The organism is Pseudomonas sp. BGA-UO-ETr-WB11 (assembly GCF_059567785.1).
In genome coordinates this window covers 623,481-646,001 of sequence record NZ_JCAQOS010000007.1, presented here as the reverse complement: position 1 = coordinate 646,001, position 22,521 = coordinate 623,481, and the positions used below count along the sequence as shown (strand labels likewise).

The 22,521-nt window shown below is 53.1% G+C and carries 13 protein-coding genes; 1 reads left to right on the top strand and 12 read right to left on the bottom strand.

Going from position 1 to position 22,521, the window contains the following annotated elements:
• Window positions 1–81: 81 nt before the first annotated feature.
• The 4 genes from AC56DI_RS13720 to AC56DI_RS13705 all read right to left on the bottom strand — a co-directional run bounded on the left by AC56DI_RS13720 (window position 82) and on the right by AC56DI_RS13705 (window position 4,713).
• Window positions 82–381 (bottom strand): TetR/AcrR family transcriptional regulator, encoded by a 300-nt coding sequence (locus AC56DI_RS13720; RefSeq protein ID WP_496346644.1) that lies wholly within the window; start codon window positions 379–381, stop codon window positions 82–84.
• A 304-nt stretch (window positions 382–685) separates the two neighbouring features.
• Window positions 686–2,449, bottom strand: coding sequence for an alkaline phosphatase D family protein (locus AC56DI_RS13715; RefSeq protein ID WP_496346643.1), 1,764 nt, complete (start codon window positions 2,447–2,449; stop codon window positions 686–688).
• A 5-nt stretch (window positions 2,450–2,454) separates the two neighbouring features.
• Window positions 2,455–3,579, bottom strand: a complete 1,125-nt coding sequence (locus tag AC56DI_RS13710; protein ID WP_496346642.1) for a DUF4062 domain-containing protein — start codon at window positions 3,577–3,579, stop codon at window positions 2,455–2,457.
• Between the two features lie 219 nt (window positions 3,580–3,798).
• A complete protein-coding gene (locus AC56DI_RS13705) occupies window positions 3,799–4,713 on the bottom strand; it encodes a hypothetical protein (RefSeq protein ID WP_496346641.1) in 915 nt (304 codons plus the stop codon).
• A gap of 79 nt (window positions 4,714–4,792) precedes the next feature.
• Between AC56DI_RS13705 and AC56DI_RS13700 the strand changes: the two genes are divergently transcribed.
• Window positions 4,793–5,338: a 3'-5' exonuclease gene (locus tag AC56DI_RS13700; RefSeq protein WP_496346640.1), complete on the top strand. Its 546-nt coding sequence runs from the start codon at window positions 4,793–4,795 to the stop codon at window positions 5,336–5,338.
• Here AC56DI_RS13700 and AC56DI_RS13695 read toward each other — a convergent pair.
• The 8 genes from AC56DI_RS13695 to AC56DI_RS13660 form a co-directional block, all read right to left on the bottom strand.
• Window positions 5,335–5,826 (bottom strand): Mov34/MPN/PAD-1 family protein, encoded by a 492-nt coding sequence (locus tag AC56DI_RS13695; protein WP_496346639.1) that lies wholly within the window; start codon window positions 5,824–5,826, stop codon window positions 5,335–5,337. The genes AC56DI_RS13700 and AC56DI_RS13695 overlap by 4 nt on opposite strands.
• Window positions 5,823–6,983 carry a ThiF family adenylyltransferase gene (locus AC56DI_RS13690; RefSeq protein ID WP_496346638.1) on the bottom strand — a complete coding sequence of 387 codons (1,161 nt, stop codon included), beginning with the start codon at window positions 6,981–6,983 and terminating at the stop codon, window positions 5,823–5,825. Before AC56DI_RS13690 ends, AC56DI_RS13695 begins: the two co-directional genes overlap by 4 nt.
• A gap of 607 nt (window positions 6,984–7,590) precedes the next feature.
• Window positions 7,591–8,841, bottom strand: a complete 1,251-nt coding sequence (locus tag AC56DI_RS13685) for a nucleotidyltransferase domain-containing protein (protein ID WP_496346637.1) — start codon at window positions 8,839–8,841, stop codon at window positions 7,591–7,593.
• Window positions 8,841–10,016, bottom strand: a complete 1,176-nt coding sequence (locus AC56DI_RS13680) for an HNH endonuclease (RefSeq protein ID WP_496346636.1) — start codon at window positions 10,014–10,016, stop codon at window positions 8,841–8,843. Before AC56DI_RS13680 ends, AC56DI_RS13685 begins: the two co-directional genes overlap by 1 nt.
• Before the next feature lie 755 nt (window positions 10,017–10,771).
• Window positions 10,772–11,158, bottom strand: coding sequence for a hypothetical protein (locus tag AC56DI_RS13675; protein WP_496346635.1), 387 nt, complete (start codon window positions 11,156–11,158; stop codon window positions 10,772–10,774).
• Window positions 11,145–11,513 (bottom strand): hypothetical protein, encoded by a 369-nt coding sequence (locus AC56DI_RS13670; RefSeq protein WP_496346634.1) that lies wholly within the window; start codon window positions 11,511–11,513, stop codon window positions 11,145–11,147. The genes AC56DI_RS13675 and AC56DI_RS13670 overlap by 14 nt, the downstream gene beginning before the upstream one ends.
• A 773-nt stretch (window positions 11,514–12,286) precedes the next feature.
• On the bottom strand, window positions 12,287–12,865 hold the full coding sequence (locus AC56DI_RS13665; RefSeq protein ID WP_496346633.1) for a hypothetical protein: 579 nt from the start codon (window positions 12,863–12,865) through the stop codon (window positions 12,287–12,289).
• A 331-nt stretch (window positions 12,866–13,196) separates the two neighbouring features.
• Window positions 13,197–22,520, bottom strand: a complete 9,324-nt coding sequence (locus AC56DI_RS13660; RefSeq protein WP_496346632.1) for a calcium-binding protein — start codon at window positions 22,518–22,520, stop codon at window positions 13,197–13,199.
• Window position 22,521 lies beyond the last annotated feature (1 nt).

Here is a 22,521-nt window from a genome sequence, read left to right as displayed (position 1 = left end):
AGTGGGGGCAACAGCAGCTGCGCTGGTAGACTTATCCACAGTTGCTGGTAAAAAAATCAGCAATCCGCCCTGGGTCAAATTTCAATCGGCAGGGTGGGTCAATTTTCCATCAGCGCCAACAACACGCCTGGCAGGATCGCTAATAAGAGCAAAGCTCGCATCGATCTGCGCATTGAGCTCCAATGCCGTGTCAACGATCAGACTGTCGAACAGAGCTTCTGCACTAGGGAAGTAATTATAGAAATTGGCACGCGATACCCCAGCAGCCGCTGCAAGCTCATTAATCGGCACACAAAGACCCCGTTCAGACAAGATCTGCCGGCCTGCGTTCTGAATACTCCGACGAGTTCGCTCCGCCTTTGAAACCTGAATTGCACACATTCTCACAGCAGCCATAAATGACGTTAATGTCAGCCATTCTACCTGTGATGCAAAACAGGATTAAGAAAATAGCTCTTCTGAATCGCACCGGGTTTCTTCATCGCACGTGACTATTTGTTGTGCTGTAAGCCAGTTCACGAGCCAAAGCGGCAGCTGGCGACGGTCAGAAAACGGCCAATAGCAGCCCGTAGGATGCGTCCAGAAATCAGGGGCAAATCACGCCGCTAGCTCAGCGATACACGTAGAAATCAACTCAGTAGTACTAATACAAGGTCGAGATCAGGATAGAGGCTATGTGTAGACCTCATAACTGCGCTGGGTGCACCGCTTGAAGGTGGTTCGAAAACCCTGACTCGTTCTCACACCGCCAGGTTGTCCAAAGCTTACCCCCCCTCTCACCTCCCATATCCAGCTCGAATGCCATCCAGTTTCTTGCCGGCATGATGTAACGGTTATAGCCCGGGAAAATCATCATTTCCACACAGTGCTGGACATCAATGGATTGGACTTTACTTGCGGTGCTGTTAAGGAGCTGCAAGAAGAGCCGCTCCGCCACACCGATTAGCGATGTATGCACGATGCCAGAAGACGTGAACTGCTGAATTTGCGCCCAGTTCGACGTAGGTGGAATGTCACGTCTGTAGCAGCTACCCCATGCAGCCACATGCACGTCACCCGAGGCGATAGAGACCCGTAGTAGTCGGTCTTCGGCAATTTTGGTGAGGGTTTCCAGCAGTCGCTTACGCTCCCCCTCATGATCGCCGTGAGACCAGTGGTCCTTCAGATCATCGGCATTGCTATCAAGTACGTGATCTTGGCCGAACGTATCTAGTAACCCTTCCGCCAACGATAATTTGGGATGAGCGACTGGAACCGAGGACATGAGAATCAGGTGCTGGCATTTGCTACCTGGATGCTTAGGCTCTCCAGCCTGGAGGGTGTTAAGCCATTGCTGAAAAGCTGTCCATGTATAGGAACCCATAATCTGAGTGCGCGATCGTTCAGTACGCAAATCAGCGACAAACAGAGACAGTGGTCCAAGGTGATGGCCGAAGCTGAAACCGGGCTGGGAATCTAAAAGAGGTAATGCCAGGGGGTCATCCTTCAGCTGCTCGCCCCACTGTATGGGCTCGAACTGGGGATCCTGTATGGATACATTCGCACGCTTTAGAGCCTCTAGTTGAGGCAAATCTTCCAGTGCGTGCTGCATCTGAAAAACCCAGAATGCTCTGCGAGCATGCCGTATGAGTACTTGAAACAACGGACAGTTCTGCATAGCCGGGCTATATGAGCCCCAACCGTCGAAAATGTCATGATCATCCCACATCATAACCGTCGGGATTCGAGCCATTGCATCCGCGGCATCAAGATTATACTCACGCCCCCAATCGCGCCTGGTTTCAGGTAGCCAACGCGTTGAGTAGAGGTCGAAATAGTACGCCTCTATCTCCTTTTCCAAGGTGCCATTAACCTTGAATTCAAGCTGCTCCTTGCGGGCCAACCCGACCCACCTTTTGAGCGCGTTGATGTCCTCCCAAATGGAGTCGAAGTAGATCTGGTCTCCACCCATACTCAGAAGATGAAAGCGCTTTAGCCCTTTATCGTGGATACGTCCCTCATGCCACAGCTGTTCTTTATCTAGCACATAGCCGTTGGGACGAAGTGCGCTGTCGTGATTGCAGAGCAAGTCAGCCCAGACCGCATATTGAGGGCGAGCAAGCTTCCTTAACCCGCTGGAATCGGTATAACCATTACAAGATACATAAGCGATCCTCGGGGCGTACTCGCGCCCAGGAATCGAGAACTCCCACTCAGGGCCGCCTCCTGCGATACCGTACTGCACGACACGTTCTTGATGGCCGAGATCACAGCTCAAGTCATACCGAAGAATTGTCTCATGGGAGGTTGCTAGAAGAACCCTGGGCACAGGACATGTACGCCCGTCGACACTCAATGTCGGAATTTTTGATCCCTTGCGAATACCTATCAGGGCAGTCACTTGCCATTGAGCCCCCTTGATTCCTCTGAATGAAAGCACAGGCCCCACGGTGAAAATAGCTTTAGGCATAACTGCTAGTCCTTTGTCAGTTCGGCGGCGATAACCTTAACGATTTTGGCGCGGGAGGTCGCTCTGGAGGCTAAGTTCATCGCCTCACCAGTTTGCTCCAGCCACTCCAAAAATCGCTGAAGAGCATGGCGGGTATGAGACTCGTCTCGGCAATTGGCGAGGAATGCGAATTGCACTTTCTGAACATCGTCCGCCACAAATATGCCGAAGGAGCCACTTACGACAGTCGCATCAGCGAAACCCAATAACGCAGCAGCCTGGGTTTCTGTTGCCCCCCGATGGCATGCAATTAAATGTATAGGCCCTTGTGCCCCCTCTAGGAGGCCAATTTGTTCGTGGTCACGTAAAAAAGGTTTACCCACTAGTTCACGGGCCGCAGCGACCGTGAAGGCTGCCGGTATCGCATGAACAAGGACTGCGACCTTAACGCCAGCTATCTCTGAAATCACACCCCGCTCATTTCCATCACATCCAGAAGCGGCCAGAGCATCGCGCAAGACTTTCTCCATTGCAGATTTACGCTGCCGAAAGTCAAGGCGCGTCCAATCCAGAGCCTGGCCCATATCAAAACGGCTGGATGCAGCGGAGGTGACCCCGCGCTGAGTCAAGACAACAACCGCGTCCAACAACGCCTCATGCACGCGCGTACGTAACTGCTCGGTCGTAGCGACATTCCCGCCTCTAAAGGGGGACTGCAGTGCAACATAGTCCTGAAAAAGTTGATTACGTTGCGTGATGTCAGCCTGAGCGGTGTCAACGGGCACGTTAGGCAAGGCAATCAAGCGCACTTTTCCTCGCGAGCTCGCCAAACCCTCTATGTACTCCGCGTGACATATTCCAATCTCGCCAGCACGCTTTGCCCATCCCGCATTACCATTGGATAGCACGATCAGGACATCACAATCCCTGACCGCTTTTAGACACGCGTCCCAGCTGTCTTGTGTCGCATCCTCAGGCGGAGCATCTTCGTTGATCCACACTTCAAACAGCTGCTTTCCGAAAAAAAGCGTGGACTCAATCTCGGCCTTGAGCTGCTTGCGGATGTGACTGAGCGCCTGATCACCACCCAAAGGAAAATGGTCAAGGCAACGACTTGAGATCATGACTTTGATTTTTTTTGACTGGGCCATCCCTTACTCCTTAGCCACCTGCGGGCAACCGATGTCCATCCTGAAGACTCTAGGCCTGTGGTCAGCGTTACCAGCCACCACATAGCGGTTTTCACAAACCTTCCACGAGAGTGATCATGTGCATAGATCAAGAGCTGAACAATTAGTCTTTAGTCAGCCACTTCGCATAGGAATCAATGTCCATCATCGGGACTGCGCCACTCAACTGAAGCTGCTCTATCAGTTTAAATAGGAAACTGCTGTCTTCGGCGGAAACACTAGTTCGTCGTGTAGGGTGCAAATGAGCCTATGGTCCAGCACATGGAACAGTGCCGGATTCTGTAAGCCTTGGTTGCCAATAAAGAAGATATAGCTGCGTGACGCTTGCTTCGCTTTTTTGGCTTCCATTCCCTCCTTTCGGGCTACTTCCAGCTCATTCTTGAGCCGTCCGCGTGCAACCTCCGACCATTCTCGCCAGTGGACGATCACTTGGTAGGGCGTAAGCTTTTCATCTTTCCACTCTCCCGCATTGAGCGAAATGGTCAGGTGTTCAGGCGACTCTACGGCCTGAGACCATGCCAGCTCTCCATAGAGCACACGCGCTTGAGCGAACTGCCCCAATCCATCCGAGCGAAGTTTCTTGAAGGCCGTTTGATAAGTAGTTGGAGTAACGCCGGGGACCTTGAGCGAGAGGTGCCGATCGTAGGGAAAGCGCAAAAACGCACGACAAATTGGGCGAATACTATTTGCAGCGCGCCGTCCTTCTCTGCGAGCTGTGTTGCCCATAGTGTCCTGCCGACCAACGCTCTGTGTTTGTTGCTCTGTGCGAGGCAAGGCGGGGTCGACGATTGTTCGAGTATCAATAAGTTGCAATCGGGCAGGGGATAAACCAGGGGAGGTCTCTAGCTCCTTCTGGATACTGCCGCGCTTGCCCTGGGCGATAACCTTGCTTTCTTTCTCCGTCTCACAATCTGGGCCATGAGGGTCGCGAATTTGAAAGTGAGCGCGCAATAGGTTTTCCGGGCGGTAGGACCGCGGGAAAGCCTGGATTTCACAGCCGGTGCACTGGTAGCCATAGGTGTCCACTACTGCCAACAGCTTGAGGTCTTCGGCCTCAACAATTTCCTTGGTCACACAGTCACGAGCATTATCCACGACGATTACTTCTCCATCGAGTTGGGGTGTTCGCCTTATTCAACTCGCAGCATACTGTCCGAAAGATAAGGGGCAAGATATGAACGATGAGCTTTATGTTTCCGTCGATGTCGAGACTTCAGGACCGGTGCCGGGCATTTATAGCCTGCTTTCCATTGGGGCTTGCCTTGTCTCGGAGCCTGCTCAGTCAATCTATCTCGAGCTTCAGCCAGATGGCCTAAAGCTCGATCCGGAAGCCGTGGCCGTAACGGGTCTTGACCTCCGCAAGCTCGAAAGCGAAGGGCTTGCTCCGCAGGCGGCGATGCTCAAGCTGGAGCAATGGTTGACCCAGGTCTGCTCCGCAGACCAGAAAGTCGTTTTCGTGGGGCTTAATGCCCCGTTTGACTGGTCCTTCATCAACTATTACTTCCACAAGTATTCTGGGTCGAACCCCTTTGGGTTCACCGCAATCGACATGAAGGCGTATTACATGGGAGTGACCGGATGCCGCTGGAAGGAAACCAAATCCTCCCAGATGACCGCCCGGCTCAATCCCATAAGCGCGCCCAACCATAACGCGCTAGACGACGCACGGTTTCAGGGGGAGCTTTTCGCTCTTATGTTGGCAGAAGCACGTAACCGTTAACCCGACCAGCGCCCCCAGGCGGCTTCAAGATACCGCCCATCCCTGAAGGACCAAGCCTTTATGCCATCACGGCTACTGGAGTTGCCCACAATGATTGCCATCGGGTGCGGCAGCTCTTGGGTGTAGTGTGCGGCGAACCGAGAAAAGCTCCCGATATCAGTTGGGGAGATCATAGGAATGCTTTGCGGGTGTGTATGCCAGTACCCTACCAAGCGGAGACCTTTAGCATTGGCCTGCTCAATTTCATTTCGGCAGCGACGAGCATTCAAATCCAGCCAAGTCCTGCCTGCCCGATCATCTTTATTAGGGCGAGTCGCCAAGGCGAGTACCAGTCCGGTAGCGCTTGAGGGGTCGACGAATAGCTGGCCCCCACGCTCTACATCAAAGCGCTTCTGCCTATAGCTCTCCAGGAGGCTCGCGACCTCCTGCGATACCAACAGAGGAGTGTTCAGCCCAGGCCAACTCCATTGCCAGGCGATCGCCGTCATTTACCTCTCTCCAATGTCTCCGGCCAGTCGCGCTCCAACTGAGCCTGATACATTCCGGCAGGTAGCTCAGGCCCAAGGTACTTACCTCCCAGCGTCACCACGTCATCAGGCCTATTGATGCTGCTGATCCAGCTCGGGCTATCGACGTTTCCATTCAACACTCGTAATGCAGTTTGAGAAACCATCGAAGCAATGTTCACCATTCCAAGAGAGCCTCCTGGGATGAAACTCTCCCCGCAGGCGGGAAGAGCGACGACTCCACCTTCCGGCCACTCGGTGAACTTGTGCTTAAAATCACCGTTGTCTGTGAACAGGCCTCGAGCATCGAATGCACCAGATGGAGCTAGGAGCGCATGTCCCACCTGCGTATGAGGCTCACTCCAGGCCTGGAGTAAACCCCAGGAGGTACCATTCGACTTGGATCCCCACAGTGCCACCTCCGACTGCCAGTCTGCGGTAGTAACCACCACCAGATCCGCCTGTTCAAAAACCTCGGGATTCTTGTACATCACCACTTCGGCGAAGGTTGCAAACGCCGCGACTTCCGTAGTGGGTAGGTCATTGCGAATTTGTTCCTGAAGTGCTTCGGCCTTTGGGAGGCCTAGGTCATCGGCACCGAGCACATGTCTGCCGAGATTCGCCGAGACCAAGTGGTCCGGGTCAATGAGTGTCAGGTGCCCAACACCCGAGCGCGCCAACTGGAGAGCGACGGTGCTGCCCAACGAGCCGACCCCAACACAAACGACGCGAGCCCCCTCGAGTTTCTGCGCCATGCCACTGAGGTCACGGGACAATATCTCGGTCCGATCCAGCACATCCAGTGTCGTTGCTCGGATCAGAACTGGGGGATGATTGATCGCAACTGCAGGCCGGCGCCGCGCTGATCGCAAGTAAAACCTCGACCCTCGATCCAACTGTGGGCCGAACGCCCGAACATTAAGGCAGTAAATCGGAGCACTGACATCCCCAGGAAGCTCCAATGCAATCCAGCGGTTGGGCAATGAGCCGCGCTCATTGAACCAAGCCAGCAGCTGCGTTCTGTCGTCAGGAGCAAGATGCGGCATGAGCCATGTGAGCAGTAGTTCAGGGGCTGGAAGACGCAGGTCCGGATAGCTCTGAAGCTTTGCGTAGAAACCTGGGGCCTCCGGTTCTCGCATCCTTGGAGATCGGCCAATCGTTCGCCGGCAGTGTCTTTTCAGTGATGCCAGATCCGTGGCGAGCCAGACTGTTTCTTGCCCAGACAGCAACGTTTGTCGAGGATCGCTAAGAGCAAACAGCTTCGAGGCGGTTTGGGGGCGATCGAGAAGAATTAGGTTCTGTAATGACAGCCCCTGCTGCCTAGACCAGTAAGATGTGATTTCCCGTCGAAATTCGGCGTTCCGAGTAGCTGCGCATGATCCCATTCGGGACAGATCAACGATTTTGCGTAACCGAGCAAGGCTGTCCGATACAACATATTCAGGGGCGCCCATCACTGGGCGCTCCTGGAAGCCATGAAGGCAAAGCCCGACTTCCATGGCGTGAGGCCATACAAGCCATGGTGAGGGCTCGACTGTAAGCCCCAACCCACCGCGGGGGAAATTCTTGGGAAAGCTGATGCGTAGCCGCCGCTCCGTGCCCGTATAGTCAACAGGCAGAGGAAAGTAGTAGCTCGCAGCTTCACCGGTCCGAGCGGCCGCAGGCCGAAGCAGCGCTAGTGCGGCATCTTCGCCAATAGCGCCTCGCAGCGCGGCTATACCGCGCTGCAGAGACGTATCGGTGTGATCAACCAAGACGCCCAACTGGCTTCACATCCTCTTGAGAGCCCGCTGTTCCGCTGAAACCACCAAATAGTGCCCCCATCGACGTGGAGTTTCGGGTGGTTCCGTCCGGGCGGCCAGGCATCGTCCAATTGGACGGAATTTCGCTGTTCACTGCCGAAATGAAGGTAGGACCCATGCCAAAGTTTTCCTTCACTGCTTTGGCAAAAGCCTCAGCGGACTCGAAGCTTTCAAGCCCCAGGGACACTGATGCGCTGGCAATCTCATGCCACTCCTTGAATGCCCGGCGGTAACGGTGCCCGTCGAGCGGCCTATTCCATTTCTCAGCGAAGTTTTCGCCGTTATCTGCCGGGTTGCAGACTAGGCATTCATTCCCCTGGCGTTTGACGTGATCCGGCATCCGCCGGACGATTTCTAGGATGGCGTCCAGTGGCTTTAGCGGCGCCGACTGCGACTCTTTCGCTACTTCAAGGTAGGCGTGGGTAGCGAGTGTGGTGATGACTGCCGAAATCGGGCGATGGTCTGCATTTTTGGTGCGAATGGCCCACTCATCTCGATGTCGCTTCAACAGCTTAATCGTTGCCCGAAGTGGGTCTTGATCGAGGTAGTCCTCATACTGCGGCAGTGGATCCTGAGTGGCGGCATCAAAGGTACGCTGACTTTTTGCGACGGCCAGATGCTCCAACGAAATCGTCTGTTTTGAAGCCACTTGCAGCCAGTTGGAGTAGGGGATCGGGCTGCTCGCCTTCCAGCCAGTTACCCGATCTGGCACTTCCAGCTTACCTTCGCCGTTGCCCTGAGAATTCCCATTGATGGCACGCGCCGGTGTGACATCAATGTGGAATCCGGGGTTTTCATCGGCATAGATGATCCGGATGCCCCGGCGTAGCTGCTTGATTTCCTCCTGAACGCGGCTGCCAGCTTTGAAGCTTTCCTCAATGGCATCCAGAACTCCTTGAGCTTCAGCCCCTTGGGCATGAGGGAGCCAAATAATGGCGTCCGCATCGATGGTGTCCAAATCTTCTGGAGCGCCAGAAACGGGTTTGATTGTCGTCTTCAGGCGCATGGAGCCTTGGACAAAAATATGCGCCTCCGCCAGTAGTGGATTGTCGGACGCGTTGAGGATCCGCTCCAACTGGGAGTATCGGTCGTTGATCTTCTCGTACTGTGCTTCCGACAGTGAGATTTCCCTCGCGGCGCGGAGCAGAAAGTGCTCCCAGCTCCCGCGCTTGGTCTGCTCATTGCTCATGGACATCAACGAACCTCCTGGGCTTGGTGGCCCAACTGTAGTGTTGGCGTGAACCTATTTTGGTTGTCTTTATCTCGATCGAAAATCAGGTAGGCGTGTTGGTGTTGCGTGGTGAGCAAGGCACCGAACTCAATTGCCAAAGCAGCGGGAATCGCCGCAAACACATGGATTGTGTCTGCAGTCATGGCCTCAAGCCGGCTCAAATGTGTTTGTAGAGCGTCGCGAAACGCGTGTATCACGCGCCGGTTCTGGACCATCGCGTAGCTAGGAACTGGGATGGTCAGCTCTGCGATACGTGCGCCAGGCAGTGCCTCTTCGACATCGCGAGTAGGGACTTGCGCGGAGATAGACAACACCAAAGCAAGCGGGCCTTCACCATCCGCGGGCGGTGTGAACACAAACTCCGGAGGCTCGGCTGACTGGTCAGGCCAACGTAGTTGGTGCTCGCGATTGAACGAGAAAAGCAGGCGCTTGGATCGATCACCTAAAGACTGCCCTAGCATGATTAGCGCCGGGATATCTGCCACGCCCACTACGGCCAGCGCAGGAGCATCACCATAGGCTCCTCCGCGGCGCTTTAGCTGCTGCTCTAATTCGTGCTGAATATTGTCCTGAATACTCAGCCAATAGTGGGCATCCCTGCCACGATGGCTCGGGGCCGGAAAAGTGATCTTGATGGGATGATCGAATGCAGTCAGTCCCTCTGAAGACATCGCCACCAACAGATCACGAACGGGGATGTCGTTGTTCGTCGCGAAATGCTGGCTTTGGACAATTACTGGAATCGCTCTTCCACCCTCAGGAGTGGTTGCCGCTAGCCGGACTCGTTCCAAGTACGCTTGGTGCAGGCCGCTAAGATCGCTTTCTGGATATCCATCAGCATCCCGATCAATTTTGTCATGGCAGCCAGGGCAGAGAAGCATGAGATTAGCTGGGTCGTTGGTAAGCGACGCGGCCTTGGCTTCGTCATGGTCAGATCGACCCCGTGGACCCTTTGGGCTAGCTGGCAGGATGTGGGCTACCTCGCCCCATTTCATGGGCTTACCTGCACGGTAGTCGTACATGAGGTCGGTGCCGCACAGCTCACAATGGCCTGCAGCCTGAGTCCACACGACACGCTTTGTAACGTCGTCGGTGTCGTAGCGACCGGTGGCGACATTGGCTTTTTCTTGTTTTCCCATGAAGCCTCCTTGAAATATCAGGAGCACTGATGCGTACTGGCTCTTTGAGATCAGATGAGGTCGCTAAATCGGAATTCAAGGGCGGGGAAGCGAAGCGGCTAAAATAAACATCGGCACCCCAAGCCGTTTTTTGCGCGCCGCTACCCTTCGCGAGCGGGAGCGCAATCGCCACGAGAGTCGACAGCTGGATCGCCGTGTGAGTGGCAGCCCCTGCTGCTCAAAGGTGGCCGTCATTCCCTCCCATGAAAACATGGATGCCCGGCACCTCTGCGTCGCCCTGACGCGTGGGGCTTGTCGGCTTGTCGTGTGCTCGGCAACGCCGGAGCTGGCACCACAACAGAGTTGCGTGAAGCTGCAGCCCGTTTCTTCGGGTGGTCGAATGGATGACGAACTCGCTCATTCCATCTTCCGGTGTCATAACAAGCGTCGCCTTGTGGCCCAGGCTGTGTAAAAACGTTTTTGAGCACGCTCGCGGCCCCCAACTGCGCAGAAAATCTCGCTTCTATGCGAAATCTTGGTCTGCTGACCTAGCGACAAATTTTAGATTTCACGCAGACGCGCGTACTTCGATTTGAGCTGCGCGTTTTTACACACTCTGGGCCGACACCAGCCTTTTACAACCGGCGACTCCCGGCCAGAAATCGAAGGCGGTGGCGAAGCGATATCTACTCTGTCCTTGATGAGATGGCGGGAGAGGCTGTGGCGCTTTCTGCGAAGGTTTTGCAGAATGAAGGGGTGCTATAGGGCGGTGGAACCTAGGTCTTAGGTGATTCCTTTTCGCTTCCAGATTTGCCAAGTAAATATCCTGCGATTGTTCCAAGTAGGCCCATGACCGGTGCAATTTGCTGATCAGAGTAACCCGCCACAACCAAGAAAACTGATGCAATGATAATGAGGATGGTTCCGAATGTTCTTAGCAGGTTTTCAGATGCTATTCCCTTGCCAAGTAGGTAGCCCACAACTACAACGATGACAAATCCGAATACTAAGACTGCTGAGCTTATGGTCATTGCTTCGTTTACAGACCACCAAGATTGTTGCTTGACGCTAGGAGTCTCGGAAGTAGTCCATGTGGCTGCAGTCGCCTTCTTGGCTGCAATTTGAGCCTTCAGCTCTTCAATTGTTTGGTCATTGCTTGGCATTTAATTGACTTTCCAGTAGGTGGATTTTTTTCTCAAGGTGAATGATTAGATCCTCCTGGTCTCGAATTATTGAGAGGAGATGAGAGTGACCGTCGATAGCCATGTCCTCAGAGAACTCTTTGGGTGGGGCAGGTGCAGCAATCTCAGCTGAGTCATTCATCAACTTAAGATCGTCAAGGTGAAAGTTCGGTGCAGGGGCGGGTTCTGGTGCGGAGTCTGATCGAATAGTTGGTTCGTGTTGGACAGCATCGACCCCATTGCTTTGTTGCTCTTGTTCGGCGGATGTGTAAGTCGCCCAAGTGGCCGCTGCCCAGCAAAGTAGCAATGATGCTTTAAACGCTATTGGTTTAGTCATGATGTCTATCCGAGGTGAGACTATTGATCACTGATAGACGATTTAACGACTTTGCGCCAATTTAGGCGTTGCATCGAATGGTCGAATGGCCGAATATTTCCCCATCTTATCGATCTTACGGGTTTAGGATTGGTAAGCCCGATTTCGGGGAGCAACCGGTTCAACTCCGGCGGCTATGTCAGCTACTCAAATGGCAGTGCTGTTCGTCTTGGCAGTCCTTGTGACTGCGTTTTCCGTGACCCCAGATCTGCTGATCGCGACGGCTCAATTCGCGAATGAGGGTAGTTTTATGATGAGAGAAATTAGTGTGGCGCTGTTTAAGTCGGTTTCCATGTGCGTTTCTGCCATCTGGTGTAGCTGTATTGCTGCTGGTGCAGTGCCCCGCTCCATCTGAGGACTGAGTCCTCAACAAGACCCCGCTACGAGCAATCTGGCGGGGTTTTTCATTTCTGCATCTGCTGCTTCCTGAGTCAGCGCAATCAGCGGCGCCTGTCGGATTTATATTTCTGCCCCGCTGAGGGGATATCGAGATGACTCGCATGCCTGAAAAAGAAATGAATGAATTCCCCCCTGTCTCGGCATGCCCCTTTAGTGTCTGGACAGGAGCGGCTCGGCTCCGGAAAATTCGAGAAGGCTGGAGGTCTGCAATCAGCCTGAAATGGTCATTCGTCTAGCCGAACCGAAGGGCAGCTCCTGTCCGTTAGCAACACCGTGAGTAGCACCGGTGTGGGCAACTCAAACCCCTGTCTCCTTGGCTCTTTTCAGCGTATCGCCTACCAAGGCCTGCGTTGCTCTTCCATAGTCCCTAGTTCCCTCATCGCACGCATGTCCTGTGGTGTAGGAATAGGCGCCGCGAAATCAAATTTGTACTCGGGCTTATAGTTTCCCGTGAACATCTCAATTGTCCCCTCTTCGTCTTGCTCTCCCAGCTGCCGGAACCCATTGGCCAAATGCCATTGCACTGCACTGGGCACCGCGTATGAGTGAAGCTCTCCGCCTGCTCGGCCCTCCGCCATAAGGCTTCTCGCCACCCCCATTCTGCGGTACGGCGAGAAAACAGTAATTGCCTCCATACGCCGAATTTTCGGCTTGCTCGTCTTGGTCACAATGATCATGCCCATTGGTATCCCGCTCGGATCATCGGCGACATACATCTTTGAATGTCCTCCCGCGATCATCATTTTCGTCTTGAGTATCTGCATGTAGCGTTGTTCCACGCTCCACCCCAACTCCATCCCCATTTCTTTCGCATAGAACATGGTGATACACAGGTGCGCCGCCATATCGGCATCCAAACGCTGCTTGTGTACCAGACGAATGCGCGCCCTCATCGCTTCCCCTTTTTTCCTCATCGTGGTTCTCCTGCGGCCGTGAGATTTTGGTTCATGATTTCAGCTTCCGTAGTTCACGTCGACGACCTCAACAGCCCGGAAACAGCAGTGTTGTCCACTTGATAGCCGCAGGTGAGATACGGCAGGAGCAACAGCTACTTCTGAACCGGCTGGGCGCTCTATTTCATCTACTGCATAATCGCGTTGACATACACACCGAATTGCATTGCTTCTGAACACCCAATTGCATTGATCCTGCACACAAAATTGCATCCGTAATGAACAACAAGTTCTGTCACTGAAAAACACAAGGCCCATACGAGATGGGCCTTGTGTTCACATCAACAAACCACTACTGCCAGTTAGCGGCGATCACACTATCCAATGCGGCGTGGTAGTTAGATGGCAAGCTGGTTTGTCCTGCACTAGGCGGTGCGAAGGCAGCCATGGCATTCACCAGGTTCTGTACTTTGCTATCGAGCAGCGTTTTACCATCGCTGGTCTTGAACTGCTCGATATGGTTTGCAGCACCGACATACCAGTCTTTTACGGTGAGTTTGTCAGAGGTACCGATAATGCTCACTTCCAGGTTGTTGGTCCCCGACACCTGTTTAAACCACAGCTGATCGGTGGCGATGCCACTAAGAAATTGAGCCATGTCGGTGTTGCCCGCAGTGGCGTCATTCTCAATCGCCGTATCTGCACCGTAGCCACGGCCCAGTACGTAGGTATCGTTACCTGCTCCGCCAGTCAGCGTATCCGTACCGCCCTGACCGTCCAAACGGTCGTTACCAACACCGTCAGTCAGGACATTGTTACCGGCATTTCCGACTAGGACGTTGTTGAGATTGCTACCCGTCGCGTTGATGGCGCTCGTGCCCGTGAGCGTCAGGCTTTCCACGTTGGCGAAATTGGCCAACGACAACGTCACGCTCGACTCGATGGTGTCAGCGCCCTCATTGGCACTCTCAGTCACCTTGTCAGTGGCAACATCAATGACATAGGTGTCATCACCCAGCCCACCAATCATGGTGTCGGCCCCGCCAAGCCCAATTAGTCGGTCGTTACCGGCATATCCAGTCAAGGTATTAGCCGCACTGTTGCCCGTGAGGATGTTATCCAGCGCATTGCCTCGTCCGCTGATAGCACTGGTTCCAGTCAACGTTAGGTTTTCGACGTTAGCCATGAGGTCCTTGTTCAAGCTGATACCTGTTTGAACCGTATCGGTGCCCTCGTTGACGTTTTCAGTCACTACATCAGAGGCGCTATCCAGCACATAGGTGTCATTACCAATACCTCCTTTCATGCTGTCGATGCCACTACCGCCATCCAGCCGGTCATCACCTGCATTGCCATTAAGTGTGTCGTTACCGCCACTGCCGCTCAGGGTGTCGTTGCCAGAACGCCCATTGAGGGTGTCGACTCCGGAGGTTCCATTGAGGGTGAGATTCTGAACGGTGATACCAACATTGAAGATATCGCTAACACTGAGGCCGCCTTTATCGGTTGCGGTCACCAACACACTGAGTGTGCTTGCGCCGTTTACCGGTGCAGTACCTGTGAGTTGGCGCGTACTCGCATTGAAGGTCAGCCAGCCGGGCAAAGCACTGCCATCTGCCATGGTCGCCTTGTAAGTCAGTGCATCACCTGCATCCGGGTCTGTGAACGCCCCACTGGGAACGGTGTAACTTAATGCAGCGCCTTCGGCGACCGTCTGATCAAGCAGAGCAGAGGCCAATACCGGCGCTCGGTTGGGTGGTGAAACTGTCAGCGTTACGTAAGTGCCTGCGGCTGAGCCATAGTTATCGGTGCCCCAGAGTACAAACTGTAGGTTACCCACGTTGGCTGATGTAGGCGTGCCCGATAGGGTTCTGGTTTGCGTATCAAAAGCCAACCAGCTCGGCAGTGCCGAACCATCCTGCATCGTTACGCTGTAAGTGATGGAGTCCCACGCATCTGGATCAGTAATGACCCCCGCCGCAAATACATAACTAAAAGCAGCACTTTGACTCGCTTTAAGCGTCGGAACCGAAGAGCTCACAACCGGCGCATGATTATTCGATGCGCGATCAACCACTTCCTGAATCTTCGCCTGATCCCAGACCACCCCATTAGCAAATTCAACACGCTCGATCTTACGATCGTAGGTAAGTCCGCCACTGTTGGTGTCCGCCGAGTAGTAACCGGCCAAAGCGATCTGGTCGGTACTGCTCTTGATCTTGATGAAGAGGTTTTCACCCTGACGGAATGCCAGAACATCGTTATCTGTTACACCGCTACCGAATCTCAACGTATCGACTGCTGTAATCACGTCGGTGTTATCGAACGTATCCTGACCATCTCCGCGATTGAAGTGGTACACATCATTGCCTGCACCACCGACGAGATAGTCATTGCCAGTAAGGCCTGTGAGCAGGTTATTGCCGGCGTTACCCCAAATCCCGTTGTCTAGAGCGTTGCCGGTAAGCAGCAAATCTGCCGAGCCATCACTGGCCAGCCGCTCGACGTTATTACCCAGCGTAAAGCTAACGGTGGTGCGAACGAAATCATCACCTTCACCGGCGTATTCGCTGACCACATCGCCAGCGTCCTCGACCGCGTAGTAGTCGTCGCCTGCGCCGCCCGCCAGTTCATCAGCACCGATACCGCCAAACAACGAGTCTTTACCGGAACCGCCTTCGAGTCGGTCATTACCACTACCGCCATCCAAATAGTCGTTACCGTCGCCGCCTAGCAACCTGTCATCGCCGGCACGGCCCCAAACCTGGTCATTGCCTGCGCCCGCGTCCAGTTGCTCAGAGCGGTCGCGATACCCCAGCAACTGATCGGCTGCGTCAGTACCAAGAATCCGGACACTGTTCTCGATCTCATCCACGGTCATGGACGAACCATCAGCAAAATCTATCCGATCCAGCTTGAAGTGCTCAGTAGGCTCTTGGAACCAGTTCTGAACGGTCAGCGCATCGGTTCCATTGGCCAGACTGATCAGAAGGTCATCACCATGGCGGACAAAGCTCAGGCTCGCACGGCTGATGCCCTCACCAAAGGTCAAAACATCAAATGAGGCCTCAATATTGGTGTAGTCCTCACCATCGCGACGCTCGATGATCAAATCCTTACCATCACCAAGATTGAAGAGATAGGTGTCCTCGCCGAACGAGCCATAGAGCGTGTCGTTGCCAGCGCCACCTTGCAGCGTATTGCTCAGTTGATCCCAGGCATCGCTGTAAGCGATCAGGCTGTCGTCTCCTGCTCCGCCACTCAGTGTGTCAGCGCCCTCACCATTGAGGATGTCGTTACCGTCGCCACCATCGAGGAGCCCTGAGCCGGTCAGCAGGTCGTCGCCTGTCTCACCATAGAGGCTATCTGCGCCTCCACCGCCTATGAGCGTGTCATTACCCTCACCAGCTTGCAGCTGATCATCTCCCCAATCGCCGTTGAGCAGGTCATCGCCGGCATCACCAAAGAGGCTGTCATTGCCATCGCCACCCGACAGGCTGTCCATTCCTGCACCGCCACTGATGAAGTCGTCGCCGTTGAGCCCTTGTACATCATCATTACCGGCTCCAGCGTCGATGAAGTCAGCGTCAGGGTGCGCAACAATCAGATCATCCCCAGAGCTACCAGCAACCGCTTGCATTGCGATTTCCGCAGCGTCCAAAACCTGGCCGTCGGCAAAACGGATCGACTCAAGGCCTTGTAGGCCGGTAGCCTTTGACTCGGGGTCGAAGTGATTCTGCACTCGAATGCTTTCACCGCTACCGTTGACCTTAACTACGAGGTCATTTTCCTCGCGACGCAGGGTGACTTGGCTCAGTACGAGATCTACCAACGAGAGTCGATCATTTCCTGTCTGCTCCACAATCACATCGCTGCCGTCGCCGACCTGGTAGAGGTAAGTGTCATCGCCAGCTCCGCCCATCAAGACGTCATCGCCTTTGCCGCCGCTGAGGGTGTCGGCAGTAGCGTAGGCCTGAATACTGTCATCGCCATCCTTACCGATTAGCACGGTGCTCAACAGATCTTGGCGACTCAACACCTCACCGCCAGCGAACTCAATCCGATCAATCGACATTGACGAGTTGCCTTCACTGTCGAAGAAGCCTTTCACTGTGATGCTGTCACCAACGCCATAACTCAGCAGTAAATCCTGTCCCGTACGGTTGACCGCCACAGACGCTAGAGAAATGCCCTCACCAAAGCGGATCATATCCTGCCGGCCAGGGGCGGCATCCTGGTTCAGAACCGTGTCTTGCCCATCACCCAGTTCGAACACGTAGGTGTCATTACCGCCAGCGCCACTGAGGGTGTCGTTACCTTTCTTACCCTGAAGAAGATCCTCTCCTTGGTAGCCGGTCAGCGTATCTGCTGCATCTGTACCAATCAGTACCAATGCCTTAAGGGCTTCGACACTTAGTTCGCCACCGTCGGCAAACACAACTTTGGACAGCGTCGGCAAGGCACCTTCAAAGAAACGCTTGATGGTAATAATGTCCTGACTTCCGACAATCGTCAGCGCAAGATCATTACCCACTCGCCGCCCGCTAATTTGGTTGACCGCAACGCCAGCCTCGAAGCGCAGAATATTCTGCTCCCCGCCCAGGTCGATGATCTGATCCTGGCCATCGCCACGCGTGAATACGTAGGTATCACTGCCTGACCCGCCCTCTAGAACATCATTACCCGTGCCGCCCGTGAGACTGTCATTCCCAGCAGCTCCCTTGATCAGATCATCACCCGCCAACCCCACGAGGACATCATCAGAGGCGTTGTAACCGATCAACTCATCGGCCTGCTCGGTGCCGATAAGCACCATTTGTTTGATGTCTTCGATGTTCCACTTGGTGAACGAGCTGACGAATGAAATACGATCAACAGCTTTGGCCGTCGCTCCGTCTTGTTCAAAGAAACCCAGTACGCGAAGGCTGTCAGTCGTGCCCTTGATGCTTAGCAACAGGTCATTGTCTTGCCGTTTGGCGGAGATATTCTGCGGATCTATGTCATCTTGGAACTCAATCATATCCATGCCATTGCTGGCATCCGTGTTATCGATGGTGTCCGCACCATCACCTAGTGAGAACAGATAAACATCCGAACCTGAGCCACCCACAAGCGTGTCGCTGCCAGCACCACCGATCAACTCGTCGTTACCAGCGCCACCCAGAAGGCTGTCATCGCCCGACTTGCCGTCAAGCGTGTCATTGTCGGCGCCGCCATCCAAAAGATCGTTACCAGCCCCGCCATCTAGTAAGTCAACACCCGCTTCGCCGGCCAAGGTGTCATTGCCTGCTCCACCAAATAACAGATCGTTGTCCATGCCGCCCGACAGCGAATCATTACCGTCACCACCTCTGATCAGATCATTGCCAGCACCGCCCGAGAGCGTATCGTTGCCAGAAGTGCCTTGCAGAACCTGATCGTCAGCATTGACCCCAGAGGTATCGCCTGCTGCACCTACAGGCTTAGTCGGCGGAGCATTCGGATCGCTCAATTGGGTGTTTTCAGTTACGGCATTAGCTGCTTTCGAAGACAGACTGCCGTCCGGCCAGAGAACAAACTCTGTCACTGCGCCAGCCGGAACCTGAGCATTCCCATTTTCGTCAATGACCGGTGAAAGGACATTCCCAGCAGCATCCTTGTAGTAAAGCATCGGACCGCTCAAGGAAACCGCGCCGCTGGCGACCCAGGTAGAGGGATCATTCAAATTGATACCGGCGAGCGCAGAGTTAACGCCCAAAAGTTGACCGCCAAACCAGCCGAATTTGTCGACACTGCTACCAAGAAACTGCCCCGAGGACATTACGTCACTAAGCGTCTGAGACGTCTTGCGCTTGCTCAGGTCGATCTTTGTAAGAAGATCACCCAAGTCTAATGAGTCACCATTAGCAAACTTGGCTTCACTGATTTTCAAGAACGAGCTATTAGACATGCTGATCTGGTCAGCGCCGTAATTGATATAGGTGGTATGTGGGCTCTGCTGAATCAGTAGGCTTGCGGCAGAAACGCCGGCGCCGAAAATGAGCGTGATGTTCCCGCTGTTGTCGCTGATGTAGTCAAAACCATCGCCACTTTCAAAGCGATAATCATCGTCCCCTGAGCCGCCAAACAAATAGTCATCACCACGGCCTCCAGTTAACTTATCGCTACCCTCCTGCCCCAATAGCGCATCAGATCCTGAGTCACCGAATAGCAGATCATCGTTACTGCCTGCCTGAACATGATCGTCACCAGCACCGCCGTAGAGACGGTCCTGGCCGATTGAAGAGAGCACCGTATCGTTGCCGCCATCGCCTTGCAGTACATTGCGGTCACCTGAAGATGCATCGAACCAATCCTGCACCCAGTCATCGCCATCGCCGCCGGAGAGATTGTCGCTGCCGGCTTCTCCCCAGAGGCTGTCATTGCCGTCATCACCATAAATAGTGTCGTTACCCGCCATACCCATGAGCGAATCATTACCATCGCCGCCACGAATAAAATCATTACCTACTTCAGCCCAAACTTTATCGTCTTTAAGTCCAGCATCGATAACATCGTTGCCATCCCCGCCCCAGATACTATCTACCCCATCCCCGCCAAAAATATAGTCATGATCGTCGCCTCCAGAAAGCGAATCATTACCAGATCCGCCATCTAACGTATCATTGCCCTTAGCGCCAAAAATATTGTCATTATCCGCTTCGCCATAGAGCTGATCATCGCCGCCACCACCGACGAGTTGATCGTTTCCAGTGCCACCAAAAAGTACATCATTACCTACAAGGTTGGTGTCATCGACATCTACTTCGTCGCCCCATAACAAATCATCATCGCCGCCACCATCTATAAAGTCATCACCGCCGCCACCTAATACTTGATCCTCGCCTGCACCAGCATAAATAGTGTCATTACCGTGCATTGCTGGAGCGAGAGCAACATAGCTTTCCTTAAGGCCCGGTTGATATCGATCAATTGTTGACAAGTCCCCGTGAATCTTATCCTTTCCACCCCCTGTGATTATGAGGTCGGAACCAGCGCCTGCAGTAACCTCATTATTTCCCTCGCCAGCATCTATATAGTCGTCATAAGTACTCTTGCTTGATGAACTATCCGCTTGTAGGCGAGTAATCACTCCACCATTCAATTGCTCAATAAATCCATCGCCAAAGAATTTATCATTACCAGCACCGCCGATAAGCGTGTCTTTACCAGATCCGCCAGCTAGAGCATTTTCGCCCTCGCCACCATCTATATAGTCATCACCGCCGCCGCCACTAATGAAATCCGAGCCTGAACCACCCTCTGCAAAATCGTCACCTTCACCGCCGGAATCTTTATCGTCAACTTTATCCAAGAATATAAAACTTGTACCTGAGCCGCCAAGAATATGATCATGGCCCTCGCCACCAACAAGGGTATTGTATCCACCTTTCCCGTCTAGCTCATCGTCGCCCTTTCCACCGCTTAATGAGTCGTAACCATTTCCACCCGTCAAAGTGTCGTTTTTGTTACCGCCCTCAAAATTTGACGAAGCGGTTGAAGATCCATTGTAGATGGTCGAATCGAACACCAGGGCCTTATCATTTAAATGAACCTGACTCAGGCTGTTACCAAGATCATCTTGTTCGCTGGCAGTAGAGCTGCGCCCATCAAATGTATTTTCTATATAGTAGTCAACAGCATCAATCGAGCCATCAGATTGATCAATATAATAAGCCTTGCCTAGAATGCCCTTGCCGACATTATGTGCCGATCCTGACGGCGTAGGAGCCTCCGGCTTTTTAGGGTCTTTATTCTCAAACGAAACGCCAAAATTGTTGGCCGAGCCACCAACAAAGAAATTCTTAATTACTATTGAGCCTGCCTGGCTGCCAAAAACAGCAACAGTTAAATCACCATTCGTATTGCGATGATATAAATTCCCATTGTCATCATAGAAATTGTCGGGCGAGTCTGCGCGCGAGTAAATCTTGCCAACCGGACCACCATTAATAAAAAGCTTGTTATCACCGAACGAATCAGTAATTACATCAGTGCCGCCATTTGACTCGTAATGATAACTATCATTACCCTGCCCGCCATTGAGTAGGTCATGGCCCTCGCCGCCATAAAAATCATCATCATTTTCACCGCCTATAAGCGTGTCGTTGTCTTCGCCGCCATATAGCTTGTCATTGCCGCTGCCGCCTTCTAGGTAGTCAGCACCAGCGTAACCACTGAGAATGTCGTTGCCGGACATTCCGTATAGGTGATCTTCCCGAGCACCACCCACCAAAGTGTTGCCGCTGTCATCACCAAACAAAAAACGGCGTGCATTAGGATCGTTAATAGTATTCGCTACAGACAAATTCATGTTTGAGGCTGAATCAGAGAAATACAAACTCAAGCCGTTATCTGCGGTCACAGGAAGAAAATCACTACCGTCTATTGATCGGGTTTTCATAACCCATGACAACATCTCTGCTCGATCGGCAATCCACTCCTGAGTCAGTGACCCTTGGCCAGTGTTGGCATCATACAGATCAAGCCCTGCCGCGTTAGAAGGCTCGACAGCGAAGATGCTCAGAGCATTCAGCGCATTTCGATATGCAATGCCTTTAGCATCATTTTGTTTAGCTGCTTCAATCCACTTTTCCGAATCGTCCTCAAGCCAAGTAAGTGTTTTTGTTCTTTCATCGCCAACAGTTGAGCTATTGAAAAACTCATACGCCTTCTGAATAAAATTGTCTGGGGTAACTTCGTTGACGACCTTACCTTGAAAACTACTCATCAATAGATTGAGTATTGTATCCGATCCTAGACTAACGATTTGCCCTAAATATTTCTTGGCATTCGAATTCGATGGCGCCAATAAATTCAAGTAAAGATCTTTTGGCAAGATATCCGTAAAATCAGACACCCCCATGATATTTAAACCGACCGCAACATCCTCAATTGTAACTGAAATAATTTTCTTGGCTGTTTCTGCGTAAGCGGCCTCGAAAGCGGCCCAAGAAAAAAGCATATTTTTCAAGTCACTAACAGTGTCGACATGATCAACCTGATCATTCTTACCAACCTGAAGCAACCTGTCTACAAACAGTGTCTCGCCGAGCTTATTTAGCATGACAATTCCTGGCCATGCCTGATTTAAATACAGCTCACCGCCAGGTAAGTTATCGCCATTCTGCGTAAACAAGGTATCGACCACACCGCGAAGGTCGGTCTCTCCAATAGCGCCGACGTCCGGTAGAATATAATCAAGATTTATAACTTGTGCCGCCAGCAGTGCACCCACCGCATTCGAAGCATTTTGTATTTTCTCCTTTATTAGCGCCGAATCAGAATCCGTAGTGCTGCCATAACGCATGGCCATCTGAAATACGTTATATTCACGGATAACCGACGAGAACAAACCCTCCCCCGAATTCACCCCAGAGGCACCGATCAACCATATTACCGAGTTTTTCGTATCTGTATCTAATGTAGCCATTGCAAGTGCCAGAGCCGCAGCATCTGTAATGTTCGATGGCCCAGATGGATCTATGTTGCCCAAATCAAGCATAGCAGCCACGACTGGCGCAAAACACTCGATCATATAGCCATATACGGGAGCATAGGCACCAACCGCCTTGACAGGGTCAGCTGCATTTAGAGCTGCCTGCTCACTCAACTCTCTGAAACGAGCCCGCTGAACTTCCGTCATAGTAGCTTTCATA